This window comes from Methylobacterium litchii, from assembly GCF_038442315.1.
Taxonomy (GTDB): Bacteria; Pseudomonadota; Alphaproteobacteria; order Rhizobiales; family Beijerinckiaceae; genus Methylobacterium; species Methylobacterium litchii.
This window is the reverse complement of sequence record NZ_JBBXMY010000014.1, coordinates 64,878-90,549: the sequence shown is the minus strand read 5'-3', so window position 1 is coordinate 90,549 and position 25,672 is coordinate 64,878. Positions and strand designations below refer to the sequence as shown.

The window sequence follows — 25,672 nt, the reverse complement described above, 5'->3', positions numbered from 1 at the left end:
GTGCGACAATAAAAATCACGCTCGCGCTGTGAAAAGCAGTCGGGCCGGGCTTGCTAGTCTTTTGTGCAGGGCCGTCCAGGGGTCTGCCCTTGATCGCCAAGTCACTGTGCCTATAAAGACACATCGTCGAGGCGCCGATGCCGAAAAGAGCGGCGTCACAAGGTGTTGCCTCGACTTTGCCCGAGACCGTCCACAGGATCGGTGCGATCGGGCCCGGATGCCGGCCCGTTCATGCGGCGGCAATCTGGAACAGAACATAATCCGCCGACGTTATTGGGGGTTCGACTGTGCTCACCGAAGTTCAGACGCGTGCCGCTTCGCCCAGTGCCCCGTCCGAGACCGGACGCGACTCCGTGAAGGCGGCCGTCATCCCGGCGAAGGTGCGTCCGGTCCTGGCCGGAATCGGCGATCCCGTGGTCGACCTGCGGGAGGCGATCCGGGCCAAGCTCGGCATCGTCATCGGCACGACGCCGGAGAATGCCCGTCCGCGCGACTGGTTCGTGGCGACGGCGCTCGCCCTGCGCGACCGGATCGCGGAGGCCGGCCTGCCGAACGCGGGCAAGATCCCGCACAAGCGCGTCTATTATCTCTCGCTGGAATTCCTCATCGGCCGTCTGATGTCGGACGCGCTGAACAATCTCGGCCTCACCGAGACCGTGCGCGAGGCGCTGGCCGAACTGGGCATCGACCTCGATGCCGTGCAGGACGCCGAGCCCGACGCGGCCTTGGGCAATGGCGGCCTCGGGCGTCTGGCGGCCTGCTTCATGGAGAGCATGGCGAGCCTGTCGATCCCCGCCATGGGCTACGGCATCCGCTACGATCACGGCCTGTTCCGCCAGTCCTTCAAGGACGGCTGGCAGCAGGAGGCGCCGGAGACGTGGCTTGCCGAGGGCAACCCCTGGGAGTTCGCCCGCCGCGACGCGACCTACCGGATCGGCTTCGGCGGCGGCGTGACCATGTCGCTCGCGGGCGAGGGGATCGAGCGGCGCTGGCAGCCGGCCGAGACCGTGCTGGCCGTGGCCCACGACGTGCCGGTGGTCGGCTGGCGCGGGCGGCAGGTGAACAGCCTGCGCCTGTGGAAGGCCGAATCCGAGGCGCCCCTCGACCTCGCCCGGTTCAACGGCGGCGACCATGTCGGCGCCCTCTCCCAGCGGATGAGCGCCGAGGCGATCTCCCGCGTCCTCTACCCGAGCGACGCCTCCGCCGAGGGGCAGGAACTGCGCCTGCGCCAGGAATACTTCTTCACCTCGGCCTCGCTGCAGGACCTCGTGGCCCGGCACAAGGCCGAGCGCGGCGACCTGCGCTCGCTGCCGGACCACGCCGCGATCCAGCTCAACGACACCCACCCGGCCATCGCCGTGCCGGAGCTGATGCGCCTCCTCACCGACGACCACGGCCTCTCGTGGGAGGATGCGTGGCACGTCACCACCAACACGCTGCACTACACGAACCACACCCTCCTGCCGGAGGCGCTTGAGACGTGGCCGGTGGAGCTGATGGAGCGGCTGCTGCCGCGCCACATGCAGATCATCTACCTGATCAACTGGATGCACCTTGAGGAGCAGGGCCAGTCGGGCAAGGGCGATGCCGCCCACCTCGCCTCGGTCTCGCTGATCGACGAGGCGAATGGCCGGCGGGTGCGGATGGGCCACCTCGCCTTCCACGGCGCGCGCCGGGTGAACGGCGTCTCGGCGCTCCACACCGACCTGATGCGCTCCACCGTCTTCTCCGATCTGCACGCGCTCGATTCGGACAAGATCGTCAACAAGACCAACGGCATCACCTTCCGCCGCTGGCTGCACACGGCCAATCCCGGCCTCACGAAGCTCGCCGTCGAGGCGGTGGGTGAGGGCGTCCTCGACAATCCCGAACTGCTCACCGGCCTCGACCGGTTCGCGCAGGATGCCGGCTTCGTCGCGCGCTACCGGGCCGTGCGCCGCGAGCGCAAGGAGGCGCTGGCGTCCATCGTTGCCGACCGCACCGGGATCGACATCGACCCCGACGCGCTCTTCGACGTGCAGGTGAAGCGCATCCACGAATACAAGCGCCAATTGCTCAACGTCCTGGAGACGGTGGCGCTGTATCAGGCGATCAAGGCCGAGCCGCACCGGAACTGGACGCCGCGCGTCAAGATCTTCGCCGGCAAGGCGGCGCCGAGCTACGTCCAGGCGAAGCTGATCATCAAGCTCGCCGCCGACGTGGCGCGGGCGGTCAACGACGACCCGGAGGTGGCGGGCCGCCTCAAGGTGGTGTTCCTGCCGAACTACTCGGTGAGTCTCGCGGAGGCGATCATCCCGGCGGCCGACCTGTCGGAGCAGATCTCCACGGCGGGCCTCGAAGCGTCGGGCACCGGCAACATGAAGTTCGCCCTGAACGGCGCGCTGACGGTCGGCACGCTGGACGGCGCCAACATCGAGATCAAGGATCACGTCGGCGCGGAGAACATCTTCATCTTCGGCCTCGACGCGGCCGGGGTGATCGCCCGCAAGGCGGTGCCGGGCTATGCGCGGGCGGCGATCGCGGCCTCCCCGCGCCTCGCGGCGGCGCTGGACATGATCGCCTCCGGCCGGTTCTCGCCGGAGGAGCCGGGCCGCTTCCGCCCGCTCACCGACGACCTGCGCCACCGCGACCCCTACCTGCTGACCGCCGACTTCGACGATTACTGGCGGACCCAGCGCGCCATCGACGCCGCCTGGGGCGACCCGGCGACGTGGTGGGCCAAGGCGATCCACAACACCGCCCGGATGGCGTGGTTCTCCTCCGACCGGTCGATGCGCGAATACGCCCAGGAGATCTGGCGCGTCCGCCTGGATTGAGGGGGATTCCCAAGGGCAAGCCCTTGGGTGGGGTGCCGGGGCGACGCCCCGGCATCGTCGGCGTGGAAGGACAGTGATGCGTACCGTGTTCCGGCTGGCCTTCTGGGGCATGCTCGGCCTTCTGGCCTTCGTCACTCTCTCGCCCATCGGGCTGCGGCCGGAGGTCGGCCCGGCCACCGTCGAGCGCGCCTTGGCCTACGCGGCCTTCGGCACGCTGGCGGCGTTGGCCTATCCGCGCCAGCGCCTCGCGATCCTCGTTTTCGTCGTCGTCGCGGCGGGCCTGCTCGAAGCCGGGCAGAACCTGTCGGCCACCCGCCACGGCCGGGTCGCCGACTTCCTGGTGAAGGCCGCGAGCGGCGTCGCCGGCTGGCTCGCGGCCAGCGCGCTCACCGCCCTCGCCCCGCGCCCGAAGGCCGGCTGACGGGGCCTAGTCCTCGTCGGAGCCGAGATAGAGGCCCTCGGCGATGCCGTCCTCCATCATCATCCGGGCGCGGGCGCGCAGCTTCTCGGTCTCGCTCTTGAGCTGGCCGCAGGCGGCCAGAATGTCCCGCCCGCGCGGCGTGCGCACCGGCGAGGCGTAGCCGGCGTTGAACACGATCTCCGAGAAGCGCTCGATGCGCTCCCAGTCGGAGCATTCGTAGCGGCTGCCGGGCCAGGGGTTGAACGGGATCAGGTTGATCTTGGCCGGGATGCCCTTGAGCAGCCGCACCAGTTCCCGCGCATCCGCATCGGAATCGTTGACGCCCTTCAGCATCACGTACTCGAAGGTGATGCGCCGGGCGTTGTTGAGGCCCGGATAGGCGCGGCAGGCGGCGAGCAGGTCGCGGATTGGGTACTTGCGGTTCAGCGGCACCAGCTCGTCGCGCAGGTCGTCGCGCACGGCGTGGAGGGAGATCGCGAGCATCGCGTTCGCCTCGGCCCCGAGGCGGGGGATCTGCGGCACCACGCCGGAGGTCGAGACGGTGATGCGCCGCCGGGACAGGCCGAGGCCCTCCTGGTCCGACATCACGCCGACCGCATCGACCACCGCGTCGAAGTTGTACAGTGGCTCGCCCATGCCCATGAACACGATGTTCGTGACGAGGCGGCCGACCTCGCCGGCACCCCCGGCGTCGCGGCTCGGCATCTGGCCGGTCCAGTCGCCGAGTTCGTCGCGGGCGACGACGAGCTGCTGGACGATCTCGGCCGAGGAGAGGTTGCGCACGAGGCGCTGGGTGCCGGTGTGGCAGAACGAGCAGGTGAGGGTGCAGCCGACCTGACTCGACACGCACAGGGTGCCGCGATCCGGGCCGGGGATGTAGACGCACTCGATCTCGGCGCCGCGATTGTGCTCCTGCGCGTTGGTCGGCGCCATGCGGATGAGCCATTTGCGGGTCCCGTCGCGGGAGACCTGCCGGGTGACGACCTCGGGCCGCTCCAGGGTGAAGTGCTGGGCGAGTTCAGCCTTCAGGCCCTTGCCGACATTGGTCATCTCGGCGAAGTCCTGCGCGCCGCGCAGGTTGACCCAGTGCCAGATCTGGCCGGACCGCATCCGGCTCTCGCGCTCGGGCACGCCGGCCTCGATGAGGCGGGCCTTCAAGGCGTCGCGGGTGAGACCGACGAGGGAGAGCTTCCGGCCGGGCAGGGCCTCGGGCCGGAACTCGGGGGTCTTCTCGATCGCGGAGAAAGTGGCCGCGCGGGCGCTGTCGAGCGACGGCGTCGCCATGGTGATGCACATCCCTTCGTGTGAAGGGAGTTCATATAGTCGATCTCGCGAGCGGATGCGACCTTGGGGGCTATGCGCCCCCGGCATCCCGGATCAATCCCGTCATTGCTTCGCTTACGCTCGCAATGACGAAAAGGATGATGCTGGGCGCATAGGCGCCCGGCTTCGGCTCACGCGGCGGCGGTCTTCACCGGGATGCCCTTCTCGGACAGGAAGGTCTGCAGCTCGCCGGACTGGAACATCTCGCGGGTGATGTCGCAGCCGCCGACGAACTCGCCCTTCACGTAGATCTGCGGGATGGTCGGCCAGTTGGAGAAGGCCTTGATGCCCTCGCGGATGCCCTGGTCGGCCAGGACGTTCACGCCCTTGAACGGCACGCCGAGGTAATTGAGGATCTGCACCACCTGCCCCGAGAAACCGCATTGCGGCATCTGCGGCGTGCCCTTCATGAACACCACCACGTCCTGGGAGGCGATCTCGTTCTGGATGGTCGTGTTGGCGTCGGTCATCGAAGAGTCCTTGGTTTCCGTATCCGTGATCTAGTGACGGTCGGGCGGGGATTTCAACACGGCGGCGAGGCGTTCGAGGCCACGATCCATGTCGAAGTCGGGTGCCGTCAGTTCTTCGGGAGTGAACGGCAGTCGATCGGGTAGGTTGGCGATGAGGGAATCCCCGAACTCATCGAGCGCCGCCCGGGCGAGCCTGATGGAACGCGTCCAGAGGCGATCCCAGTCGATCCGCTGGCGCATCGAACGGCGATACGTCTTCTCGGCGGCCGCGTGGTGCAAGAGGACTTCGGTTCGCCACGAGCGGGTGGATTGCGCCGACGGTGCCGAGGCATATTTCAGGATGTGAATCAGCATTTGAGCAAGGGCGCTTTCCACTCGCTCTATATCGGACCGCCCCACGCTCTCGATCTCCTCGATCACGTTCTCCCAATCGACCGCGTTCGACAGGTCGCTCCGGGCGGCGAGGGCGCGCAGGGCCGCGACCTGCTCGTCGGCCCAGGTCACGATATCGTCGTCGTAGAGGGTCGGCTGGTCCATCGGCAGCGCCTCCGCGGGAGATCTCAATCCTGCGGGACGCCCGTGGTCAGCGCAAGGGCGTGGAGCACGCCCCCCATGCGCCCCTGGAGGGCGCCGTAGACCATCTGGTGCTGAGCGACCCGGGTCTTGCCCTTGAAGGCGTGGCTCAGCACCGTCGCGGCGTAGTGGTCGCCGTCGCCGGCGAGATCGCGGATCTCCACCTTCGCGTCGGGCAGGGCCTCGACGATCATGCGTTCGATCTCGCGGGCATCCATCGGCATGGGGTTTCTCCGGATTCAGGCGGCGGGGGCGGCGGGCTGGCTCGCCATGTAGGCCGGCAGCCAGCCCTCGTGGGCCTCGCGCAGGTCGGCGATGGCGACGGTCTCGCCGCCCGGCAGGGTCAGGCGGTCGGACCCGGTGATGCCGATGACGGCCGCGTCGATGCCCTGCGCCGAGGCGCTGTACAGGAGGTCGGTCGCCGCCTCGGGCGGGATGGCGATGAGGTAGCGGGCCTGATCCTCGCCGAACAGGTAGGCATGGGCGGGCAGGTCCACCGGCACCTCGGGGAGCGCCGCGCCGATGCCGCCGGCCATCGCCATCTCGGCGAGGGCCACGGCGAGGCCGCCATCCGACAGGTCGTGGACCGTGTCCGCGACGCCGGAGGTGATGAGGCCGCGCACGAAGTCGCCGTTGCGGCGCTCCAGGCCGAGATCGACCGGCGGCGGCGCGCCCTCCTCGCGGCCCTCGACCACGGCGAGGTAGGCGGACTGGCCGAGCCAGCCCTCGCCCGCGCCGATCAGCACCAGGGCGTCGCCCTCGCGCTTCAGGGCGATGGTGGCGTGGCGGGCCACGTCGTCCATCACGCCGACGCCGCCGATGGTCGGGGTGGGCAGGATGCCGACGCCGTTGGTCTCGTTGTAGAGGGAGACGTTCCCGGACACGACGGGGAAGTCGAGGGCGCGGCAGGCCTCGCCGATGCCCTTCAGGCAGCCGACGAGCTGGCCCATCACCTCGGGCTTCTCCGGGTTGCCGAAGTTCAGGTTGTCGGTGATGGCGAGGGGCTTGCCGCCCACCGCCGTGATGTTGCGCCACGCCTCGGCGACGGCCTGCTTGCCGCCCTCGACGGGATCGGCCTCGCAATAGCGCGGCGTCACGTCGCAGGTGATCGCAAGGCCCTTCGGCCCGTCCTCGACCCGCACGATCGCCGCGTCGCCGCCGGGCTTCTGCACGGTGTTGCCGAGGATGAAGTGGTCGTACTGCTCGTAGACCCAGCGCTTCGAGGACAGGTCCGGCGAGGCCAGAAGGCGCGTCAGCGCGTCCGCCAGGGAGGCGGGGGCAGCGACATCGGCCGGGCGGATGACGTCCTGATGGGTGTTGGCGAGGTGGGGCCGATCGTAGAGCGGGGCCTCGTCGCCGAGTTCCTTGATCGGCAGGTCGGCGACCGTCTCGCCGTGCCACTTGATGACGAAGCGCAGGGTATCGGTGGTCTTGCCGATCACCGCGAAGTCGAGGCCCCATTTCACGAAGATCGCTTCCGCCTCGGCCTCCATGCCGGGCTTGAGCACCATGAGCATCCGCTCCTGGCTCTCCGAGAGCATCATCTCGTAGGGGGTCATGCCCTCCTCGCGGGCGGGCACCTTCTCGATGTCGAGTTCGACGCCGAGATCACCCTTGGCGCCCATCTCGACCGCCGAGCAGGTCAGCCCCGCCGCGCCCATGTCCTGGATGGCGATGACCGCGCCCGAGGCCATCAGCTCCAGGCAGGCTTCGAGGAGCAGCTTCTCGGCGAAGGGATCGCCGACCTGCACGGTCGGGCGCTTGGCCTCCGTGCCCTCGTCGAACTCGGCGGAGGCCATGGTGGCGCCGTGGATACCGTCGCGGCCGGTCTTGGAGCCGAGATAGACGATCGGGTTCCCGACGCCGGCGGCGGCGGCGTAGAAGATGCCGTCCTGCTTGGCGAGGCCCACCGCCATCGCGTTGACGAGGATGTTGCCGTCGTAGCGCCGGTGGAAGCCGACCTGCCCGCCGACGGTCGGCACGCCGAAGGAATTGCCGTAGCCGCCGACGCCGGCCACCACGCCGGAGACGAGCCCCCTTGTGCGGGGATGCTCGGGATCGCCGAAGCGCAGCGCGTTCAAGGCGGCGATGGGCCTCGCCCCCATCGTGAAGACATCCCGAAGAATGCCGCCGACGCCGGTCGCCGCGCCCTGGTAGGGCTCGATGAAGCTCGGGTGGTTGTGGCTCTCCATCTTGAAGACGCAGGCCAGCCCGTCGCCGATGTCGATGACGCCCGCGTTCTCGCCGGGGCCCTGGATCACCCACGGCGCCGAGGTCGGCAGGCCGCGCAGGTGCTTTCGCGAGGACTTGTACGAGCAATGCTCGTTCCACATCGCCGAGACGATGCCGAGCTCGGTCAGCGTCGGGTCGCGGCCGATGAGCGCCCGGAAGCGGTCGTACTCGTCCGGTTTGAGGCCGTGCTGGGCCACAAGCTCGGGCGTGATCGGGACATCGTTGCGGAACATGCGGCGGTCTCGACGAACAGGCCTACGGCGACGGACCCGAACACGGTGCTGGAGTGGGCCGCGACGGATTAGTGCCTTCCTGACCTGCGATGCAACATCTTGGGTGAGAGTCGCCTGAACGGAATAGGGGATCAGGCGGCCGTGGGATGGCTCAGGAACTCCTTGATCGCCTCGGCGAAACGGTCGCCGTAGGCCTCGCGCTTGCGCTCGCCGACGCCGTGGATGCTGCGCATCGCCCAGAGATCGACGGGTTTCTGGCGGGCCATCTCGATCAGCGTGCGGTCCGGGAAGACCATGAAGGCGGCGATTCCCTCGGCCCTGGCGATGGTCGCGCGAAGACCACGCAGATGCTGGAACAGCGCCTCGTCCGCCTCGGGCAGGCCCAGTTCCTCGGCCGCGCGGGGTGCGGTGCGGCGACGCTCGCGGGATTCGGGCTTGGGCTCGGGGTCCGGCCGCAGGGTGATGGGCTCGCGCCCGTAGAGGATCTCCGTGCCCTTCTCGGTGAGGCTGAGGCCGCCATACCCGTCGGCGTTCTCGGCCACCGCGCCCGCCGCGAAGAGCTGGCGCAGGATCGCCCGCCACGCCGCCACCGGCTTGTCGGCGCCGACGCCGAAGGTCTTCAGCCCGTCATGGCCGTTGCGGCGGATCGAATCGCTCTCCTTGCCGTGGACCACGTCGCAGACATAGGCCGCGCCGAAGCGTTGCCCGGTGCGCACGATGGCCGAGAGCAGCTTCTGCGCCGGCACGGTGCCGTCCACGAGTTCCACCCCGTCCCGGCAGAGGTCGCAGCGGCCGCACCGCCCGCTAGTCTCGCCGAAATAGGCGAGCAGCGATTGCCGCCGGCAGGAGGCGCCTTCGCAGAGCGAGATCATCGCCTCGAGCTTGCGCCGCTCGACGCGGCGGCGCTCGTCGGAGATCTCCTTCTCGTCGATCTGGCGGCGGCGGAGCGCCATGTCGTCGAGGCCGTAGAGGGTGAGGGTGTCGGCGGGCAGCCCGTCGCGGCCGGCGCGGCCGATCTCCTGGTAATAGCCCTCGACGTTGGTCGGCATGTCGGCGTGGATGACGAAGCGCACGTCGGGCTTGTTGATGCCCATGCCGAAGGCGACGGTGGCGGTCATCACCATCCCGTCCTCCTGCAGGAAGCGGTCCTGGTTGCGGGCTCGCGTCCCCTGGTCGAGGCCGGCATGGTAGGGCAGGGCGGTGAACCCGTCCTTGCTGAGCGTTTCGGCCAGTTGCTCCGTGCGCTTGCGCGACGAGCAATAGATGATGCCGCTCTCGGAGCGGCGGTGCCGCAGGAACCGCTCGATCTGCCGGGACGGGTTGTCCTTCGGCTGGAAGGTCAGGCGGATGTTCGGCCGGTCGAAGGAATGGACGAAGATCCGCGGATGCCGCCCCTCGGGGAACAAACGCTCGGCGATCTCGGCGCGGGTCGCGGCGTCGGCGGTGGCGGTGAGCGCCACGGTCTGGACGTTGCCCAAAGCCTCGCGGGCGCGGGCGATCTCCCGGTATTCGGGGCGGAAATCGTGGCCCCATTGCGAGACGCAATGCGCCTCGTCCACGGCGAGCCGCTGGACCCCGGCTCCGCGCAGGGCCTCCATGCAGCCGTCCATGAGCAGGCGTTCCGGGGAGACGAACAGAAGGCGCATCTCCCCCGAGCGGATCGCCCGCCATGCCTCACGCGATTCGGCCTCCGGCACGGTGGAGTTGAGCGTCGCCGCCGGGATCCCGACGCTGCGCATCTGCTGCACCTGATCGTGCATCAGGGCGATGAGCGGCGAGACCACCACGGTGAGCCCGGCATCGACCAGGGCCGGCAGCTGGTAGGTCATCGACTTGCCGGAGCCGGTGGGCATCACGGCGAACACGTCCTGCCCGTCGAGGACCGCGCCGATCACCTCGTCCTGGCCGGGCCGGAAATCCTCGTAGCCGAAGGTTTCCTTCAGCGCGGCGCGGGCCTCGTCGAGGCGGGTCATCCGTGTTCTCTCAATTTCTGGTGTGCTTGCGGCAAGGGTCGGGCTGGCTTACGTTTTTCCCGCTCATCACGGAGGCAGCCATGCCGCTCACCATCGCCAGCGACGAGGTCGATCAGCTTGCCGAGAAATTGGCATCGCGGACGGGCGTGAGCAAGGCCGAGGCGGTGCGGGTCGCGTTGGTGCACGAACTGGCGCGGACCGGCAAGACGCTCGCCGAGCGCATCCGGCCGATCCAGGACGAGTTGGCACGCTACCCCAAGACCGGCCTCAAGGCGGACAAGGCGTTCTACGACAGTCTGGAAGAAGGGCAGTCGATACAATCGTGAGGGTGCGCGCGAGGCGGCTATCCCCCGCACCGTCATTGCGAACGCAGTGAAGCAATCCAGCAGCGCTACGGTCGGAAACGTCCCGCTTCCCTGGATTGCTTCGCTTCGCTCGCAATGACGATGAAGGAGGAAGGGCGGATGCAGCCCTCTTCAGCCCCCGTGGAACTCGGCGATGTGCTGGGCCACGATGGCGTCGAACGAGGCGTCCGCTTGGAAGCCCAGTTCCGTCGCGGCTTGGGTGTCGAACGCCGCAGGCCATGTCTCGACGATGCGCATCACCGCCTCGTCCGGCTCCCGGCGGATCAGAGCGACCGCCGTGTCGCCGGCCGCGCGACGCAGGGCCTCGATCTCCTCGGCCACCGTCGCGGAGACGCCCGGCATGGTCAGGCTCCGGCGGGTGCCGAGACGGGTGAGGTCGAGCCCCGCCGCGTGGGTCAGGAAGCCGACCGCCGCCGCCGGGCTCGCGAACCAGTGCCGCACCGTGTCGGGCACCGGCAAGCGGGCTTCCTGCCCGGCCAGCGGTTCGCGGATGATGCCGGAGAAGAAGCCCGAGGCCGCCTTGTTCGGCTTGCCCGGCCGCACGCAGATCGTCGGCAGGCGCAGGCCGATGCCGTCGAAGATGCCCCGGCGCGCATAGTCGGCGAGGAGCATCTCGCCCATCGCCTTCTGCGTGCCGTAGGAGGTCGCCGGGCGCAGGATGTGGTCGTCGGGAATGACACCCGGGAAGGGCGGCCCGAACACCGCGAGCGAGGAGGTGAACACCACCTTCGGCCGGTAGCCCTCGATGGCGCGGATCGCCTCGAACAGGAAGCGCGTCGCGTCGAGGTTCACCCGGTAGCCGAGGTCGAAATTCGCCTCCGCCTCGCCCGAGACCACCGCCGCGAGGTGGAAGATCACCTCCGGCCGGTCGCGCACCGCCGCTGCGGCGGCGCCGGGCACCGACAGGTCGGCGGCCTCGGCGCGCACCGGGCCGGGCACGCCGTCGGGGGCGGTGGGGGCGACGACGTCGAGGAGCGTCAGGCCGGTGAGCGGCTGCCCGCCGACCATCCCCTCGCTCACGAGGGTGTCGACGAGGCGCCGGCCGATCATGCCGGCGGCACCGAGGATCAGAGCGTGCATCGAAACCTCACTGCATCATGTCGAGGGCGCGGGCGAAGAAGTCGGGGCCGCCGAAATTCCCCGACTTGAGGGCGAGCAGCATCGGCTCCGGGCGGCCGGCGCTGCGCAGCACCGGCACGCCGGCGGCGATCTCCGGCCCGACGAGGAAGGCGCGCAGGCCGAGGCGGTCGACGCAGGCGCCGGAGGTCTCGCCCCCGGCGATCACGAGGCGCCGCACCCCCGCCGCGACCAGCCCCTCGGCGATGGCCGAGAGGGCCGCCTCGACGGCATGGCCGGCGGCTTCCGAGCCGTGGCGAGATTGGAGCGCGCGCACCGCCTCCGGCTCGGCGGAGGAGGCGATCAGCACCGGGCCTTGCGCGATGCGCTCGCGGGCGAAGGCCAGCGCCTCGGCCACCACCGCCTCCGGCTCGGCAAGCAGCCGCCCGGCCTCGAGGCGCAGCACCGGCATCAGGGCTTCCGCCGCCGCGACCTGCCCGAGGGTCGCCTGCGAGCAGCTGCCGGCAAGGCAGGCGGCATGGCCACCGACCGGCTCACCCACGGCGGCGCCGGCCGCGTCGCGCGTGCCCCTACCATCCGCCGCCAGCGCGCGGGCGAGGCCGAGGCCCAGGCCCGAGGCGCCGACCGAAAACCGCCGCCCGACGATGGCGCGGCCCAGCGTTTCGAGGTCGTGGTCGAAGATGGCGTCGGCGATGGCCGCGCCCTTGCCCTCGGCAGCGAGCGCGTCGAGCTTGGCGGCGACCGCCTCCGGTCCCTGCGTGACGGTCGCCATATCGATGAGCCCGACCCCGCTCCGGCTCTGGCGGGCCAGCACCCGCACGAGGTTGGCGTCGCGCATCGGGTTGAGGGGGTGGTCCTTCAGCGGGCTCTCGTTCAGGGGCAGGGCGCCGACGAACAGGTTGCCCTGGTAGACGCTGCGGCCGGTCTCCGGGAAGGCGGGGGTCACGAGGGCGATGGCCTCGCCCGCCGCCTCCCGCAGGGCGTCCGCGACGGGGCCGATATTGCCCTCGTCCGTCGAGTCGAAGGTCGAGCAGACCTTGAACATCACATGTGCGGCGCCCCGCTGGCGCAGCCAGGCTTCCGCCTCGCGCGAGCGGGCGACGGCCTCCGGCGCCGGGATCGAGCGGCTTTTCAGGGCCACCACCACCGCATCCGTCTCCGGCAGCGAGAGGTCGGGGCTGGGGATACCGATGGTCTGGACCGTGCGCAGGCCTGCCTTGGTCAGGGTGTTCGCGAGGTCCGAGGCGCCGGTATAGTCGTCGGCGACGCAACCGAGGGCGAGCGTCATCGGGTCAGGCCTTCCTGTAGGGGGCGAACCAGCCGAGGCCCGCCTCGGTGTTCCCCGCCGGGATGTATTCGCAGCCGACGAACCCGTCGTAGCCGAGCCGGTCGAGTTCCGCGAAGAGGAACGCGTCGTCCATCTCGCCGGTGCCGGGCTCGTGCCGGTCGGGCACGCTCGCCGTCTGCACGTGGCCGACCATCGGCATCAGGTCGCGCAGGCGCATGGTCACGTCGCCATGCAGGATCTGGCAATGGTAGAGGTCGAACTGGAGCTTCAGGTTCGGCAGGGCCAGCTCCCGGATCAGGGTCGCCGCCGCCCCGAAATCGTTGAGGAAATAGCCCGGCATGTTGCGGCCGTTGATCGGCTCCAGCACGAGGTCGAGCCCGGCTGGGGCGAGTTTTTCAGCGGCGTAGGCGACGGCCTTCCGGTAGGCGTCCCGGGCCTGCGGATCCGCCGGGTCGGCGAGCCCGGCCATCAGGTGCAGGCGCTTCACGCCCGTCGCCTCGGCGTAGCGGAGGGCCGTCTCGACGCCAGCCTTCACCTCATCGAACCGGTGAGGAAGCGCCGCCAACCCCCGCTCGCCGCCGGCGAAATCCCCCGGCGGCATGTTGAACAGCGCCTGGGTCAGGCCGTTCGCGCGCAGGCGCTCGGCGATGGCCTCCGGCGGATGCTCGTAGGGGAACAGGAACTCCACCGCCGTGAAGCCCGCCCGGGCGGCGGCCTCGAACCGGTCGAGGAACGGCACCTCGTTGAACATCATCGTGAGGTTGGCGGCGAAGCGGGGCATTTTCTTCAGACTCCCTGGGTCGAGGACGGCGGTCTACTTCTCCGGCAGCACGGCCCCGGAGACCTGCGCGTAGAGCCTTGCCACGGAGGCATCGTCGTCCCGGCCCATGCCGGCACCCGAGGCCATCAGGAACATCTGCAGGGCGGCGGCCGCCACCGGCACCGGGTACTTCTCCGCCCGCGCCATGTCCTGCACGATGCCGAGGTCCTTCACGAAGATGTCGACGGCGCTCTTCGGCGCGTAATCCGCGTCGAGGATATGCGGCACCCGGTTCTCGAACATCCACGAATTGCCGGCGGATTTCGTGATCACCTCGTAGACGCGGCGGAGGTCGAGGCCCTGCTTGGCCGCGAAGCTCATCGCCTCGCAGGCGGCGGCGATGTGCACCCCCGCGAGCAACTGGTTGATCATCTTGAAGGCCGCGCCCTGGCCCGCCTCGTCGCCGAGTTCGTAGACCGTGCCAGCCATGGCGGTCAGCGCGTCCCGCGCCCCCGCAAACGCCGCCTGCGAGCCGGAGGCGAGGAAGGTCAACTCCCCCTCGGCGGCACGCGCGGCGCCGCCGCTCATCGGCGCGTCGAGGTAATGCCGGCCGGTCTCCTCCAGCCGGGCCGCGAGGCGCCGGGCGATGGCCGGGTCCATGGTCGCGGAGGAGACGAACACCGCCCCCTCCGGCATCGCCGCCGCCGCGCCGTCCGGCCCGAACAGCACCGCCTCGGTCTGGGCGGCGTTCACCACCACCGCGACCACCACGGCGGCCCCCTTCGCCGCCTCGGCGGGATTGGCCGCCGCCTCGCCGCCGGCCTCCCGGAAGCGGGCGACCGCCTCCGGGTTCACGTCGCAGGCCGCGACGGAAAAGCCCGCCCGCAGGAGCGAGGCCGCCATCCCTGAGCCCATCGAGCCCAGGCCGATCACCGCCGCGTGGCGCTGTCTGGTGTCCGTCATCGCGGCCTCCTCACTTGTTCACGAGGCGGGGCGGCACTACGAACACGCAGGCCGCGCCGAGGACCAGGGTCACGGCCAGCACGTACATGCCGGCGGCGGTGCTGCCGGTGTAGTCGCGCAGCGCCCCGATGGCGTAGGGGCCGGCGAAACCCGCGAGGTTGCCCACCGAGTTGATGAGCGCGATGCCCGCCGCCGCGCCCGCGCCGCTGAGGAAGGCGGTCGGCAGCGACCAGAACAGGGGCGAGCAGGCGAGCACGCCGCCGGCCGCCACCGAGAGCGCCGCGATGGCGACCACCGTGTCGGTGCTGGAGGCCGAGACCGTGAAGCCCACCGCGCCGATCAGCGCCGGGACGATGAGGTGCCAGCGGCGCTCGCGGAAATGGTCGGCGCTGCGGCCGAGGGCCACCATCACCACCGTCGCCACGAGGAACGGGATCGCGCTCACGAGGCCGATGTTGAAGTTGCCCTGGATGCCGGACGCCTTGACGATGGTCGGCACCCAGAAGGCCAGTCCGTACTGCCCGGCCACGAACAGGAAGTAGATCAGGCTCATGAACCACACGCGGCCGTTGCGGAACACGGTGGCGATGGAGTGCGGGCTGTCGGTCTTGGTGCGCTCCTCCGCTGCGATGTCCCGCTCCAGCACCTGCCGCTCGGCGGGGTTCAGCCACTTCGCCTCGGAGGGGCGGTTGTCGAGGTAGAGCAGCACGGCAATGCCGACGAGGACGGCGGGGATCGCTTCCAGCAGGAACATCCACTGCCAGCCGGACAGGCCGTGGGTCTCGTGGAACGTGTCCATGATCCAGCCCGAGAGCGGGTTGCCGAATACGCCCGAGACCGGGATCGCCGCCATGAACACGGTGATCACCCGCGCCCGGCGGTGGGAGGGGAACCACGAGGTCACGTAGAGGATGACGCCCGGATAGAACCCGGCCTCGGCCAGCCCGAGGAGGAAGCGCATCGCGTAGAAGCTCGCCTCCGAGTTCACGAACACGAACGCCCCGGAGATCAGGCCCCAGGTGATCATGATCCGCGCGATCCAGACCCGCGCGCCGACCCGGTGGAGGATGATGTTCGAGGGCACCTCGAACAGGAAGTAGCCGAGGAAGAAGATGCCCGCGCCGAGGCCGTAGGCGGTCTCGGAGAAGCCGAGCTCCTTCGACATCTGCAGCTTGGCGAAGCCGACATTCACCCGGTCGAGATAGGCGACGATGTAGCAGAGCATCAGGAACGGCACGAGCCGCCAGAAGACCTTGGCGTAGGTCCTGTCGATGAAGCCCTTGTCGCTGGACGCGGTGCTCCCCGTCACCGCGGCGGCCTGCACTGGCATGGCTGTGTCCCTCCCTTGCCCCCCGTTGCGGGTAGGCCGATCCGCCGCTCCCCGGCGGCTGTGAATCGCGCTATATCTCGCTTTGGCAGCGCTGCCAATTCTGTTGTGAAACAAAATGCAGCCCTGTATGCCGGTCCTGGGGAAGGGCGCCGGGAGGATGCGGGGATGGCAGGGTTCGACCCGCCGGGACGGCTCGTGACGCTCACCGACGTGGCGCGGGAGGCCGGCGTCGGCGAGAGCACGGTCTCGCGGGTGCTGCGCAACCACGGCTCCTATTCGAAGCGCGCGGGCGAGCGGGTGGCGGAGGCCGTGGCCCGCCTCGGCTACGTGCCGAACCGGCTGGCGGGGAGCCTCGCCGGGGGCGGGGCGGGCACGGGGTCGGGCCTCGTCGGGGTGGTGATCCCCTCGCTCGCCAACATCGTCTTCCCGGACCTGCTGCGCGGCCTCACGGCGGCCCTCGACGGCACGGGGACGCAGAGCGTCGTCGGCGTCAGCGAATACGATCCCGACCGGGAGGAGGCGCTGGTCGCCGCGCTGCTGTCGTGGCGGCCGGAGGCTCTGCTGCTCACCGGGCTGGAGCACAGCCCCGGCACGGTGAGCCTCGCCCGCGCGGCGGGGGTGCGGGTGGTGGAGATGATCGACACGGACGGGGAGGGGATCGACCGGGTGGTCGGCTTCTCGAACCGGGCGGCGGGGGAGGCGAGCGCCCGGCATCTCCTGGCCCGGGGCTACCGGCGGATCGGCTATATCGGCCTCGATCCGGGGAGCGACCGGCGGGGCGGCAAGCGGCTCGCGGCCTTCGAATCGGTGCTGGCGGAAGCCGGCCTGTCCCTCGTGGGGCGGGAGGTCCGGGAGGGCCGCTCCTCGGCCGCCATGGGCCGGGCGGGGTTCGAGGCGCTGCTGGCGCGCCACCCGGACCTCGACGCGGTGTATTTCGCCAACGACGACATGGCGCTCGGCGGCTGGTTCGCCTGCCTCGCGGCGGGGCTCGCCGTGCCGGAGCGGATCGCCCTGTTCGGCTTCAACGGGCTCGACTTCACGGAGGCGATGCCCCAACCCCTCTCGACGATCCGCACGCCGCGCCTCGCCATCGGGCGCGCGGCTGCCGGCTGCCTCACGGGCGACGGCCCGGCCCGGATCGACCTCGGATTCGACCTCATCGAAGGAGCCACCGCATGAGCGAGGAAGCCCGCCTGCGCGAGGAGATCTGCCGCTACGGCCGGTCCCTGTTCGAGCGCGGGCTGACGCCCGGCTCCTCGGGCAACATCTCGCTGCGCCTGCCCGATGGCGGCTGGCTGGTGACGCCGACCAACGCGTCGCTCGGCTTCCTCGATCCGGCGCGGATCTCGCGCCTCGACGGGGAGGGGCGGCTCCTGTCCGGCGACAAGCCGACGAAGGAGATCCCCCTCCACACCGCCCTCTACGAGAGCCGGGGGAGCGCGAAGGCCATCGTCCACCTGCACTCGACGCACGCGGTGGCGGTGTCGATGCTGCCGGAGATCGACCCGAAGGCGGTGCTGCCGCCGATGACGCCCTATTACCTGATGCGCACCGGGGGCACGGCGCTGGTCCCCTATTTCCGCCCCGGCGACCCGGCAGTGGCCGACGCGATCCGGGGCTTGGCCGGGCGCTATTCCTCGGTGCTGCTGGCCAACCACGGGCCGGTGGTGGCGGGCGACAGCCTGGAAGCGGCGGTCTTCGCCACGGAGGAACTGGAGGAGACGGCCAAGCTCTACCTCCTCCTGCGCAACCTCAACCCGCGCCACCTGTCACCGGGGCAGGTGCAGGATCTGGTGAGCCATTTCGGGCTCACGCTGCCGGAGCATGACGGGCATGGGCACGATCACGGGTGAGGGGGGCCTCCAAAGCCCTCCTCCGTCATTCCGGGGCCGCGCAGCGGAGCCCGGAATCCAGAACCTTGACTGTTCAGAACGTAGCGAGGCCGTTCGGGAAGGTTGCGGCTCTGGATTCCGGGCTCTCGCCTTCGTCGAGCCCCGGAATGACGAAAACCGCAAGTCTGGCGTCACCCCTCGATCTTCGAGAAGTCCGCGACCTCCCGCGTCGCGGCGCGGAGCGCGTTGAGGAGCGCCAAACGGTTCTCGCGCAGCTTCGGATCGTCCGCGTTCACGGTGACGTCCGTAAAGAAGGCATCGACCGGGGCGCGCAGCGTCGAGAGCGCCCGCATGGCGCCGGCGAAATCCTCCGCCGCGACCGCCTTGGACGCCTCGGCGCGGGCCGTCTGCAAGGCCTCGGCCAGCGCCCGCTCGGCCGGCTCGCCGGAGGCCGCGAGGGCGGCATCGGGTTCGGCGTCGTAGGCACGGCCGTCCTTCTTCTCCTCGATGCGCAGGATGTTGGCCGCGCGCTTGTAGCCCGCAAGCAGGTTCTTGCCGTCCTCGGTCTCCAGGAATTTCTGCAGCGCCTCGACCCGGCGGGCGATGAGCAGGAGGTCGTCCTGGCCGGGCAGGGCGAAGACCGCGTCCACGAGGTCGTGCCGGGCGCCCATGTCCCGAAGGGTGATCTTCAGGCGGTCGGCGAAAAAGGCGAGGAGGTCCGCCGGATCGGCCCCGGCCCGCTCGGCCAGACCGCGATCGGCCGCGGCGAACCGGTCGAGCAGCCGCAGGCGCAAACCCCGGTCGAGGATCAGCCGGACGACCCCCAAAGCCGCCCGGCGCAGCGCGTAGGGGTCCTTGCTGCCCGTGGGCTTCTCGTCGATGGCCCAGAAGCCGACCAGCGTGTCGAGCTTGTCGGCCAGTGCCACGGCGATGGCGACGGGGTCGCTCGGCACCCGGTCGGAGGGGCCGAGGGGCTTGTAATGGTCGCCGAGCGCCGTCGCGACGCTGGGCGGAAGGCCTTCCAGCGCCGCGTATTTCGCGCCCATCAGCCCCTGCAACTCGGGGAACTCGCCGACCATCTCGGTCACGAGGTCGGCCTTGGCCAGCAGCGCCGCCTGCTCGGCGAGCGCCGGGTCGGCGCCGACGAGGGGCGCCAATTCCTTGGCGAGCGCCGCGATGCGCGCTACCCGCTGCCCCTGCGTCCCAAGCTTCTCGTGGAAGACGATGCTGTCGAGCTTCGGCAGACGGTCTTCCAGCGGGATCGCCTTGTCGGTCTCCCAGAAGAACTTGGCGTCCGAGAGCCGCGCCCGCACCACCCGCTCGTTGCCGGCGGTGATGGCGAGGCCGCCGTCGCTGGCCATCAGGTTCGAGACCAGGATGAAGGCCGGGGCCAGCTCCTCCGAGCCGGACTTCCGCAGCACGAAGCACTTCTGGTTCGCGCGGATCGTGGCGCGGATCGCCTCGGCGGGAATGTCGAGGAAGGCTTCGTCGAAGGAGCCGAGGAGCACGACCGGCCATTCGACCAGCCCGGCGACCTCTTCCAGCAGGCCCTCGTCCTCGACCAGTTCGAGGCCGCGGGCGAAGGCGAGGTCGCGGGCGTCGTGCAGGATCACGTCCTTGCGCCGGTCGGCGTCGAGGATGACCTTCGCCTTCTCCAGAGCCTGGATGTAGTCGTCGAAGCGGCGGACCTCGATGGGGCCCGGCGCCAGGAAGCGGTGGCCGTAGGTCGTGGTGCCGGCCGTGATACCGCCGACCGTGAAGGGGACCACCTCCGGCGTCTCGGTCTCGGGGCCGAAGGTCGCCACGATGGATTGCAGCGGGCGCACCCAGCGCAAGGCGCCCGGCTGGGCCGAGGCCGCGCCCCAGCGCATCGCCTTCGGCCAGGGGAAGCTCTTGACGATCTCCGGCAGGATCTCGGCCAGCACGTCCAGCGTCTCGCGCCCGGCCTTCTCGATCACCGCGAGGTAGAACTCGCCCTTCTTCGGGTCGGTGATCGTGGTCGCCTGATCGAGGCTCGTCAGCCCGGCGCTCTTGAGGAAGCCCTGGATCGCGGCCTCGGGGGCGCCGACGCGGGGGCCGCGCCGCTCCTCGCGCACGGCCTCGCCGCGCGCCGGCAGGCCGGCGACGTGGAGGGCGAGGCGGCGGGGCGTCGCGAAGGCCTTGGCGCCCTCGTAGAGGAAGCCCCGCGCCACGAGGGCGTCGGTGACGAGCTTCCGGAGATCCTCGGCCGCGCGCCGCTGCATGCGGGCGGGGATCTCTTCCGAGCGGAGTTCGAGCAGGAGGTCGGGCATGGCGCGGCCATATCGCCGCGCCGCAACCCTGTCGAGGGCTCAGGCCGGCGTCAGCGCGCCTCGCCCTTCAGGATGGTGGAGAGCTGCCACTTCCGGTCGCCGATGGAATGGGCGTCCGACACCCGCCACGCCCCATCCTCGCGCACGAGATCGTAGACGATGGACTTCGCGCCGTCGCCGCCCTTGCGCTGGACCGTGACCTTCGCCTGGTCCTTGCCCTCGGTGGCCTCCTTGAAGGTGAGGCTCTTCACCGTGTCGGGCTTCATCGGCTCGCCGTTGAGGCGGAAGTCGAAATCGAGGTTGCCGGTGGCGCCGTTCGCCTGCTTCGCGTCCGCGTCGAACAGCCCCTGCAGGCGCTTGGTATAGACGGCCGAGTGATTCGGGTGCGGCTCGGCGTAGAGCTTCTTCACCACGGCCTCCGGGCCGGGCTCGGCAGCGAGCGCCGGGGCGAGGCCCAGCGCGAGGAAGCCGAGGGCGAAGGCGGTCTGTTTCATGATGCAAATCCCGCTGTGAGAGGCGCCGGAGACGCCTGCCTGAGCGGGGTGTGGAACGCGCGAGGGGCCAAGGGGCTCCCTTGAGGATCCGCTTACGCGCCGCCGCCCGCCGTCCTGAGCCACGCCGCGCCGCAGGCCTTGGCGAGTTCCCGCACCCGCAGGATGTAGCTCTGGCGCTCCGTGACCGAGATCACCCCACGCGCGTCGAGCAGGTTGAAGACGTGGCTCGCCTTGATGCACTGGTCGTAGGCCGGCTGCACCATGCGGTGGCGCTCGCCCTCGTTCGGCGCGCCCGCGTCGAGATAGGCGCGGCAGGCGGATTCCGCGTCGGTGAACTGGCGGAACAGCATCGTCGTGTCCGCCGCCTCGAAGTTGTGGCGGGAGTATTCCTGCTCGGCCTGAAGGAAGACGTCGCCGTAGGTGACGCGGTCCTCGCCCTCGGCGCCGTTGAAGTCGAGGTCGTAGACGTTCTCGACGCCCTGCACGTACATGGCGAGCCGTTCGAGGCCGTAGGTCAGCTCTCCCGCCACGGGGGCGCATTCGAAGCCCGCGACCTGCTGGAAGTAGGTGAACTGGCTCACCTCCATCCCGTCGCACCAGCATTCCCAGCCGAGGCCCCAGGCGCCGAGCGTCGGGCTCTCCCAATCGTCCTCCACGAAGCGGATGTCGTGCAGGGCGAGGTCGACGCCGATCGCCGCCAGGGAGGCGAGGTAGAGTTCCTGCAGGTTCGGCGGGTTCGGCTTCAGGATCACCTGGAACTGGTAATAGTGCTGCAGTCGGTTCGGGTTCTCGCCGTAGCGCCCGTCCTTCGGCCGGCGGGAGGGCTGGACATAGGCGGCCTTCCACGGCTTCGGCCCCAGCGCCCGCAGGGTCGTGGCCGGATGGAACGTGCCCGCGCCGACCTCCATGTCGTAGGGCTGCAGGATCACGCAGCCCTTGTCCGCCCAGTAGGTCTGGAGCGCCAGGATCAGCCCCTGGAAGGATCGGTTGGGAGTGGGCGCGGGGCTCGGCATGCTCGGTCGGTGCTTTCGGACTCGGCCGGGGGTCTAGGAGAGCGGGGCCCTCGGCGCAAGGCGCGGCGGGCGAGGGGCGCGCCCTATGGCGCCGACGCGAACGGTCAAGATTGCTGCGACGACCGGAACCGGGACGCCCACAGCCAAGTTATTCGCGCAACCAGGGGTTATCCGGCGCCCGATGTGCTGCCGAATGTTGCGGAATTGGACCATGACCACGTCGCCCAGGAAGTCTTTCGCCCGTCGTAACCTTGCCCTCGTCGCCACCCTTGCCCTCTCGGCGATGGCCGCGACCCCCGTCGTGATGAATGCGAGCCGCGCGCTCGCGACCTCGGACGACCCCATCCCCGCCGCGACGCTCCGCGTCGAGCCGGTGGAGGTCGCCCCCATCGCCCCGGTCGCCAAGCCGGCGTGCCAACACAAGGTGCGCGTCGTCTACGGCAGCTACGGCACGCCGGAGGGCTGCGCCGCCGCCCGCTGAACCTCAGCCATGCCCGGCGGCCTCGCCCGAGAGCCGCCGGAGATGCAATTCCTCGAGGTCGAGTTCGGCCTCGATGGTTCTCAGCACCGAGCCGTGGATGCGGCCCTCCCGGTGCAGGGAGGCGAGGGCGGCCCGCCCGGCCCGGACGGCCCCGAGCGCAGCCTCCATGTGGGCGTCGCGCTCCAATTCGGCTTCGGAGCGCGCGTCGCGCAGGCGCGAGGTCGCCCAGACCCGGCGGCGATACTGCTCCACGAGGATCGGGTGGCGGTGCTCCCCCGTCTCGGGGGCGAGCAGGGTTTCCAGGGCGGCGAGCCCCGCCTCGTTCACCGCGACGCGGGCCATGGCGGCGTCGAGATGCCCATCCGGCAGGCTTGAGCGCGCATCGAGGCGCAGGCGCCGGATCAGCGGACCTAGCGTCGTGCCCTGCACCAGCACCGTGAACAGGATCACCGCGAAGGCAGCGAGCAGGATCGGGTCGCGGCCGGGGAAGCCGAGCGGCAGGGCGAGGGCCGCCGCCAGCGTCACGACTCCGCGCATCCCCGCCCAACCGACCACCAGCGGGATCGCCGGGCGCAGCGCGGGGGAGGGGTCCCGCCAGCGCCGGGGCAGCAGCCGCGACAGGTAGACGGCGGGAAACACCCAGGCGAGCCGCGCCGCGACGCAGGTGGCCGTCGCCGCCAGCGCCAGGGGCAGGCCGGTGACGAGCGCGTCCGCGCTGCCGCCCATCCGGTCGAGCACGCCGCGCAGCGCCAGCCCGATCAGCACGAAGACCAGCGCCTCCAGCACGAACACCACGAAGCCCCACACGGCCAGCGCATGCGTGCGGGTGCGGGCGTCGAAGGTCTCGTGCTCGCGCCCGCCGAGCATCAGGCCGCAGGCCACCACGGCGAGGACGCCGGAGGCGTGGATCTCCTCCGCCGCCAGATAGGCGAGGTAGGCGACGAGGAAGGTGACGATCGTGGCCGCGTCGGCATCGTGCAGGCGGGCGACGATCCGGGTGGCGACGAAGCCGAGGGCGACGCCCACCGCTACGCCCGCCACGGCGAGCCACGCGAAGCTGCCGAGCGCCGCCCAGGCATCGAAGGCGCCGGTGAGGGCGGCGGCCACCGCGAAGCGGTAGAGCACGAGGCCGGAGGCGTCGTTCACGAGGCTTTCGCCTTCGAGGACGGTGACGGTCTTGCGCGGCAGCGTCACCCGCGCGAGCACCGCCTTGGCCGAGACGGCATCCGGCGGCGAGACGATGGCGCCGAGCGCGAAGCAGGCGGCCCAGGGCAGGCCGGGGGCGACCGCATGGGCGACCACCCCGACGACCAGCGTCGTGAACAGCACGGCCCCGAGGGACAGGGAGAGGATCGGCCCGATCGCGGCGCGGAAATCCCGCCAGACGGTGAAATAGGCCGATTCGAGCAGGAGCGGCGGCAGGAACAGGACCAGGATCAGGTCCGGGTCGAGATCGAAGGCCGGCAGGCCCGGCGCGACGGCGAGCGCCATGCCGCCGACCACGAGCGCCACGGCGGGCGGCAGGCCGAGCCGGCCGGCGACCAGGGACAGGACCAGCGCGGCCGCGAGCAGCGCGAGCACCAGTTCGAACAGGGCGACGGGTGTCATGCCCCCGCTGTGGACGCGGCGGCGCTCCGGGGCAAGCCGGACGCGGTGTTCAGAGCGCCCCTTCGCGGATCGCGCCGGGGTCGGCGAGCGCGTGCAGGAGCCGCGCGGCGCTGTGGGCGAAGCGCAGCGTCACCGCCTTGCGCCGGGGGCCGCTGAGGGCATGCTCGGGCGCCTCGCGCAGGATCGCGGCGCCGTAGGCGTCGGCGACGATCAGGCCGCATTCCTCGGGGATCAGGTCCTCCGGCACGTCGTCGGGGATCGCGAAGAAGAAGCGGTCGCAGAAGTCCCGGTAATCCGGCCATTTCCGGTCGGCGCGGAAATCGGCCACGCTCGACTTGATCTCCACGATGGTGAGCCGCCCCGCGCCGCAGAGGGCGATGACGTCGGCCCGGCGCCCGTTCACCAGGGAGAATTCCGGCAGGGTCACGCAGCCCATCTCCGAGAACAGCCGTCGCACCCCGCGCTGGATCCGCAGGGCGGTGGGGGATTGGCGCCGGTCCGGGGGGAGGATCAGCGCGGGTTCTGGTGTGGCGGTAGCTGTCATGACCGAATCGGTATCGTGCCGAATCGGGACATGGTGAAGGCGCGCGCCGGCCGCGTCACCTGCGGCGCGGCATCACGCGGCTCACTTCTCGAACCACGCGAGCAGCCCGGCGCCGGGCGCCAGCAGCACGAAGGCCCAGACCAGCGCCGAGGCGACGTTGGCGAGTTGGAAGGGCAGGCGGCTCATGCCGAGCACCCCGGCGAGCAGCGGCACGAGGGCCCGCGCCGGGCCGAAGAAGCGCCCGAGCGCCACGGCGGCGACGCCCCAGCGCTGGATGAAGCCCTCGGCCTTGGCGGTCATCTCGGGGTAGCGGCTCAGGGGCCATTTCTGCTTGGCGCCCGGCCCGAGCCAGTGTCCGAACTCGTAGGAGACCCAATCGCCCAACGCCGCCCCGACGGCGGCGCCGATCACCACCGGCCAGAAGGCGAGCCCGGCCCCGCCGACCAGCGCGCCGACGGCCACGAGGATCACCGTCGCGGGGACGAAGATCGAGAGGACGGCGATCGATTCGCAGAAGGCGAGCCCGGCCGCGATCAGCGGTGCCCAGGCCTTGTGGGTCTCGACGAAGGCCATCGTCGAGTCCTTGAGGGCTTCGATGTCCATGGGGGCGGAAAACTCTCCTCGTGTCGGTCCCATCTGAGTCCGGCATGGCAGCTCGGCAAGAGCGGGGGTGCGAAGGCGCGTGGAACGGGCTAACCACGGCGCGTCGAGGAGCCCTTCAAGTGAACGTCCTCTCCATCCAGTCCCACGTCGCCTACGGCCATGTCGGCAACGCCTCGGCGGTGTTCCCGATGCAGCGGCTCGGGGTCGAGGTGTGGCCGGTCCACACCGTGCAGTTCTCCAACCACACCGGCTACGGCGCGTGGCGGGGCGAGGTGTTCGCCGCCGAGACCATCCGCGACGTGGTGCGGGGCGTGGGCGAGCGCGGAGCGCTGGCCCGCTGCGACGCGGTGCTCTCCGGCTACATGGGCTCGGCCGCCATCGGCGAGGCGATCCTGGAGGCGGTGGCCGCCGTGCGCGCCGAGAACCCGGCCGCCCTCTATTGCTGCGATCCCGTGCTCGGCGACACGGAGGAGGGCGTCTACGTCCGCCCCGGCATCACCGAGTTCATGCGCGAGCGCGCCGTGCCCGCCGCCGACATCCTCACCCCGAACCAGTTCGAGCTGAACCTCCTGACCGGCCTGCCGAGCGGCACCCTGGACGAGGCGCGCGCCGCCATCGCCGCCCTGCAGGCGCGGGGGCCACGGGTGGTGGTCGTGACCTCGGCGGCCACCGCCGAGACGCCCGCCGACCGCATCGACCTGTTGGCCGGGGAGGGCGGGCGGCTGTTCCGGGTGCGCACCCCGCGTCTCGACCTCGCGATCAACGGCGCGGGCGATTGCATCGCCGCCCTGTTCCTCGTCCACTACGCCCGGGAGCGCTCCGCCGCCCTGGCGCTGGAGAAGGCGGCGGCCTCGGTCTACGGCCTGTTGCGCGCCACCGCCGAGGCGGGCTCGCGGGAGATCCTGACCGTGGCCGCGCAGGACGAGTTCGTCGCCCCCTCCGCCGTGTTTCCCGCCGAGGCGGTCTGAGGACGGCCGCCCCA

General features: G+C 70.6%; 24 protein-coding genes. 7 read left to right on the top strand and 17 right to left on the bottom strand.

What is annotated here, in order from left to right:
- Positions 1–353 precede the first annotated feature (353 nt).
- Both AAHF99_RS21320 and AAHF99_RS21315 read left to right on the top strand, forming a co-directional pair.
- On the top strand, positions 354–2,816 hold the full coding sequence (locus AAHF99_RS21320; protein WP_342166470.1) for a glycogen/starch/alpha-glucan phosphorylase: 2,463 nt from the start codon (positions 354–356) through the stop codon (positions 2,814–2,816).
- A 76-nt stretch (positions 2,817–2,892) separates the two neighbouring features.
- On the top strand, positions 2,893–3,237 hold the full coding sequence (locus AAHF99_RS21315) for a hypothetical protein (protein WP_342166469.1): 345 nt from the start codon (positions 2,893–2,895) through the stop codon (positions 3,235–3,237).
- Positions 3,238–3,243: 6 nt separating this feature from the next.
- On the opposite strand, the gene rlmN is transcribed toward AAHF99_RS21315, so the two are convergent.
- The 6 genes from rlmN to recQ form a co-directional block, all read right to left on the bottom strand.
- The gene (gene rlmN / locus AAHF99_RS21310) at positions 3,244–4,521 is read right to left on the bottom strand and encodes a dual-specificity RNA methyltransferase RlmN (RefSeq protein ID WP_342166468.1); all 1,278 of its coding nucleotides are present in this window, start codon (positions 4,519–4,521) and stop codon (positions 3,244–3,246) included.
- 170 nt (positions 4,522–4,691) lie between these two features.
- The gene (grxD, locus tag AAHF99_RS21305; protein ID WP_243996921.1) at positions 4,692–5,030 is read right to left on the bottom strand and encodes a Grx4 family monothiol glutaredoxin; all 339 of its coding nucleotides are present in this window, start codon (positions 5,028–5,030) and stop codon (positions 4,692–4,694) included.
- 30 nt (positions 5,031–5,060) lie between these two features.
- Positions 5,061–5,567 (bottom strand): DUF29 domain-containing protein, encoded by a 507-nt coding sequence (locus AAHF99_RS21300; protein ID WP_342166467.1) that lies wholly within the window; start codon positions 5,565–5,567, stop codon positions 5,061–5,063.
- 23 nt (positions 5,568–5,590) lie between these two features.
- Complete coding sequence (locus tag AAHF99_RS21295; protein WP_238206256.1) at positions 5,591–5,827, bottom strand: BolA/IbaG family iron-sulfur metabolism protein; 237 nt, start codon at positions 5,825–5,827, stop codon at positions 5,591–5,593.
- Between the two features lie 15 nt (positions 5,828–5,842).
- Complete coding sequence (purL, locus tag AAHF99_RS21290; protein ID WP_342166466.1) at positions 5,843–8,068, bottom strand: phosphoribosylformylglycinamidine synthase subunit PurL; 2,226 nt, start codon at positions 8,066–8,068, stop codon at positions 5,843–5,845.
- A 131-nt stretch (positions 8,069–8,199) separates the two neighbouring features.
- Positions 8,200–10,041 carry a DNA helicase RecQ gene (recQ, locus tag AAHF99_RS21285; RefSeq protein ID WP_342166465.1) on the bottom strand — a complete coding sequence of 614 codons (1,842 nt, stop codon included), beginning with the start codon at positions 10,039–10,041 and terminating at the stop codon, positions 8,200–8,202.
- Positions 10,042–10,121: 80 nt separating this feature from the next.
- Here recQ and AAHF99_RS21280 point away from each other — a divergent pair, with 80 nt between their 5' ends.
- A complete protein-coding gene (locus AAHF99_RS21280; RefSeq protein ID WP_342166464.1) occupies positions 10,122–10,367 on the top strand; it encodes a type II toxin-antitoxin system VapB family antitoxin in 246 nt (81 codons plus the stop codon).
- Between the two features lie 150 nt (positions 10,368–10,517).
- Here AAHF99_RS21280 and denD read toward each other — a convergent pair whose 3' ends face one another.
- Genes denD through AAHF99_RS21255 form a run of 5 tightly spaced genes read right to left on the bottom strand, consistent with a single transcriptional unit; the run spans position 10,518 to position 15,824 of the window.
- Positions 10,518–11,486, bottom strand: a complete 969-nt coding sequence (denD, locus tag AAHF99_RS21275) for a D-erythronate dehydrogenase (RefSeq protein ID WP_342166463.1) — start codon at positions 11,484–11,486, stop codon at positions 10,518–10,520.
- A gap of 7 nt (positions 11,487–11,493) precedes the next feature.
- Positions 11,494–12,771, bottom strand: coding sequence for a 3-oxo-tetronate kinase (otnK, locus tag AAHF99_RS21270; protein WP_342166462.1), 1,278 nt, complete (start codon positions 12,769–12,771; stop codon positions 11,494–11,496).
- A gap of 4 nt (positions 12,772–12,775) precedes the next feature.
- Positions 12,776–13,552, bottom strand: a complete 777-nt coding sequence (gene otnI / locus AAHF99_RS21265; protein ID WP_342166461.1) for a 2-oxo-tetronate isomerase — start codon at positions 13,550–13,552, stop codon at positions 12,776–12,778.
- A 33-nt stretch (positions 13,553–13,585) separates the two neighbouring features.
- Positions 13,586–14,494: an L-threonate dehydrogenase gene (gene ltnD / locus AAHF99_RS21260; protein WP_342166460.1), complete on the bottom strand. Its 909-nt coding sequence runs from the start codon at positions 14,492–14,494 to the stop codon at positions 13,586–13,588.
- Between the two features lie 10 nt (positions 14,495–14,504).
- Positions 14,505–15,824: an MFS transporter gene (locus AAHF99_RS21255; RefSeq protein WP_342166459.1), complete on the bottom strand. Its 1,320-nt coding sequence runs from the start codon at positions 15,822–15,824 to the stop codon at positions 14,505–14,507.
- A gap of 165 nt (positions 15,825–15,989) precedes the next feature.
- Here AAHF99_RS21255 and AAHF99_RS21250 point away from each other — a divergent pair, with 165 nt between their 5' ends.
- Together AAHF99_RS21250 and otnC are read left to right on the top strand one after the other, a co-directional pair.
- Entirely contained in the window at positions 15,990–17,003 is a 1,014-nt protein-coding gene (locus AAHF99_RS21250) for a LacI family DNA-binding transcriptional regulator (RefSeq protein ID WP_342166458.1), read from the top strand.
- On the top strand, positions 17,000–17,677 hold the full coding sequence (gene otnC / locus AAHF99_RS21245; RefSeq protein WP_342166457.1) for a 3-oxo-tetronate 4-phosphate decarboxylase: 678 nt from the start codon (positions 17,000–17,002) through the stop codon (positions 17,675–17,677). The genes AAHF99_RS21250 and otnC overlap by 4 nt, the downstream gene beginning before the upstream one ends.
- Before the next feature lie 170 nt (positions 17,678–17,847).
- Here otnC and glyS read toward each other — a convergent pair whose 3' ends face one another.
- The 3 genes from glyS to AAHF99_RS21230 all read right to left on the bottom strand — a co-directional run bounded on the left by glyS (position 17,848) and on the right by AAHF99_RS21230 (position 21,454).
- Positions 17,848–19,947 (bottom strand): glycine--tRNA ligase subunit beta, encoded by a 2,100-nt coding sequence (glyS, locus tag AAHF99_RS21240; RefSeq protein ID WP_342166456.1) that lies wholly within the window; start codon positions 19,945–19,947, stop codon positions 17,848–17,850.
- A gap of 50 nt (positions 19,948–19,997) precedes the next feature.
- Positions 19,998–20,441, bottom strand: a complete 444-nt coding sequence (locus AAHF99_RS21235) for a hypothetical protein (RefSeq protein WP_342166455.1) — start codon at positions 20,439–20,441, stop codon at positions 19,998–20,000.
- A 92-nt stretch (positions 20,442–20,533) separates the two neighbouring features.
- A complete protein-coding gene (locus AAHF99_RS21230) occupies positions 20,534–21,454 on the bottom strand; it encodes a glycine--tRNA ligase subunit alpha (RefSeq protein WP_342166454.1) in 921 nt (306 codons plus the stop codon).
- A 211-nt stretch (positions 21,455–21,665) separates the two neighbouring features.
- On the opposite strand from AAHF99_RS21230, the gene AAHF99_RS21225 reads away from it, so the two are divergent.
- A complete protein-coding gene (locus AAHF99_RS21225) occupies positions 21,666–21,935 on the top strand; it encodes a hypothetical protein (RefSeq protein WP_342166452.1) in 270 nt (89 codons plus the stop codon).
- A 3-nt stretch (positions 21,936–21,938) separates the two neighbouring features.
- On the opposite strand, the gene AAHF99_RS21220 is transcribed toward AAHF99_RS21225, so the two are convergent.
- The 3 genes from AAHF99_RS21220 to AAHF99_RS21210 form a co-directional block, all read right to left on the bottom strand.
- Entirely contained in the window at positions 21,939–23,543 is a 1,605-nt protein-coding gene (locus AAHF99_RS21220) for a Na+/H+ antiporter (RefSeq protein WP_342166451.1), read from the bottom strand.
- Between the two features lie 49 nt (positions 23,544–23,592).
- Complete coding sequence (locus tag AAHF99_RS21215; RefSeq protein WP_243954202.1) at positions 23,593–24,087, bottom strand: MmcB family DNA repair protein; 495 nt, start codon at positions 24,085–24,087, stop codon at positions 23,593–23,595.
- Positions 24,088–24,168: 81 nt separating this feature from the next.
- On the bottom strand, positions 24,169–24,690 hold the full coding sequence (locus AAHF99_RS21210; RefSeq protein WP_342166450.1) for a DedA family protein: 522 nt from the start codon (positions 24,688–24,690) through the stop codon (positions 24,169–24,171).
- 119 nt (positions 24,691–24,809) lie between these two features.
- Here AAHF99_RS21210 and pdxY point away from each other — a divergent pair, with 119 nt between their 5' ends.
- Positions 24,810–25,658, top strand: a complete 849-nt coding sequence (gene pdxY, locus AAHF99_RS21205; RefSeq protein WP_243954200.1) for a pyridoxal kinase PdxY — start codon at positions 24,810–24,812, stop codon at positions 25,656–25,658.
- Positions 25,659–25,672: the final 14 nt, after the last annotated feature.

What these genes read in the sequence shown, in the direction of transcription:
- AAHF99_RS21315 (WP_342166469.1), top strand. Translation starts at nt 2,893, where the DNA reads ATGCGTACCGTGTTCCGGCTGGCCTTCTGGGGCATGCTCGGCCTTCTG.
- rlmN (WP_342166468.1), bottom strand. Translation starts at nt 4,521, where the DNA reads ATGGCGACGCCGTCGCTCGACAGCGCCCGCGCGGCCACTTTCTCCGCG.
- grxD (WP_243996921.1), bottom strand. Translation starts at nt 5,030, where the DNA reads ATGACCGACGCCAACACGACCATCCAGAACGAGATCGCCTCCCAGGAC.
- AAHF99_RS21300 (WP_342166467.1), bottom strand. Translation starts at nt 5,567, where the DNA reads ATGGACCAGCCGACCCTCTACGACGACGATATCGTGACCTGGGCCGAC.
- AAHF99_RS21295 (WP_238206256.1), bottom strand. Translation starts at nt 5,827, where the DNA reads ATGCCGATGGATGCCCGCGAGATCGAACGCATGATCGTCGAGGCCCTG.
- purL (WP_342166466.1), bottom strand. Translation starts at nt 8,068, where the DNA reads ATGTTCCGCAACGATGTCCCGATCACGCCCGAGCTTGTGGCCCAGCAC.
- recQ (WP_342166465.1), bottom strand. Translation starts at nt 10,041, where the DNA reads ATGACCCGCCTCGACGAGGCCCGCGCCGCGCTGAAGGAAACCTTCGGC.
- AAHF99_RS21280 (WP_342166464.1), top strand. Translation starts at nt 10,122, where the DNA reads ATGCCGCTCACCATCGCCAGCGACGAGGTCGATCAGCTTGCCGAGAAA.
- denD (WP_342166463.1), bottom strand. Translation starts at nt 11,486, where the DNA reads ATGCACGCTCTGATCCTCGGTGCCGCCGGCATGATCGGCCGGCGCCTC.
- otnK (WP_342166462.1), bottom strand. Translation starts at nt 12,771, where the DNA reads ATGACGCTCGCCCTCGGTTGCGTCGCCGACGACTATACCGGCGCCTCG.
- otnI (WP_342166461.1), bottom strand. Translation starts at nt 13,552, where the DNA reads ATGCCCCGCTTCGCCGCCAACCTCACGATGATGTTCAACGAGGTGCCG.
- ltnD (WP_342166460.1), bottom strand. Translation starts at nt 14,494, where the DNA reads ATGACGGACACCAGACAGCGCCACGCGGCGGTGATCGGCCTGGGCTCG.
- AAHF99_RS21255 (WP_342166459.1), bottom strand. Translation starts at nt 15,824, where the DNA reads ATGCCAGTGCAGGCCGCCGCGGTGACGGGGAGCACCGCGTCCAGCGAC.
- AAHF99_RS21250 (WP_342166458.1), top strand. Translation starts at nt 15,990, where the DNA reads ATGGCAGGGTTCGACCCGCCGGGACGGCTCGTGACGCTCACCGACGTG.
- otnC (WP_342166457.1), top strand. Translation starts at nt 17,000, where the DNA reads ATGAGCGAGGAAGCCCGCCTGCGCGAGGAGATCTGCCGCTACGGCCGG.
- glyS (WP_342166456.1), bottom strand. Translation starts at nt 19,947, where the DNA reads ATGCCCGACCTCCTGCTCGAACTCCGCTCGGAAGAGATCCCCGCCCGC.
- AAHF99_RS21235 (WP_342166455.1), bottom strand. Translation starts at nt 20,441, where the DNA reads ATGAAACAGACCGCCTTCGCCCTCGGCTTCCTCGCGCTGGGCCTCGCC.
- AAHF99_RS21230 (WP_342166454.1), bottom strand. Translation starts at nt 21,454, where the DNA reads ATGCCGAGCCCCGCGCCCACTCCCAACCGATCCTTCCAGGGGCTGATC.
- AAHF99_RS21225 (WP_342166452.1), top strand. Translation starts at nt 21,666, where the DNA reads ATGACCACGTCGCCCAGGAAGTCTTTCGCCCGTCGTAACCTTGCCCTC.
- AAHF99_RS21220 (WP_342166451.1), bottom strand. Translation starts at nt 23,543, where the DNA reads ATGACACCCGTCGCCCTGTTCGAACTGGTGCTCGCGCTGCTCGCGGCC.
- AAHF99_RS21215 (WP_243954202.1), bottom strand. Translation starts at nt 24,087, where the DNA reads ATGACAGCTACCGCCACACCAGAACCCGCGCTGATCCTCCCCCCGGAC.
- AAHF99_RS21210 (WP_342166450.1), bottom strand. Translation starts at nt 24,690, where the DNA reads ATGGACATCGAAGCCCTCAAGGACTCGACGATGGCCTTCGTCGAGACC.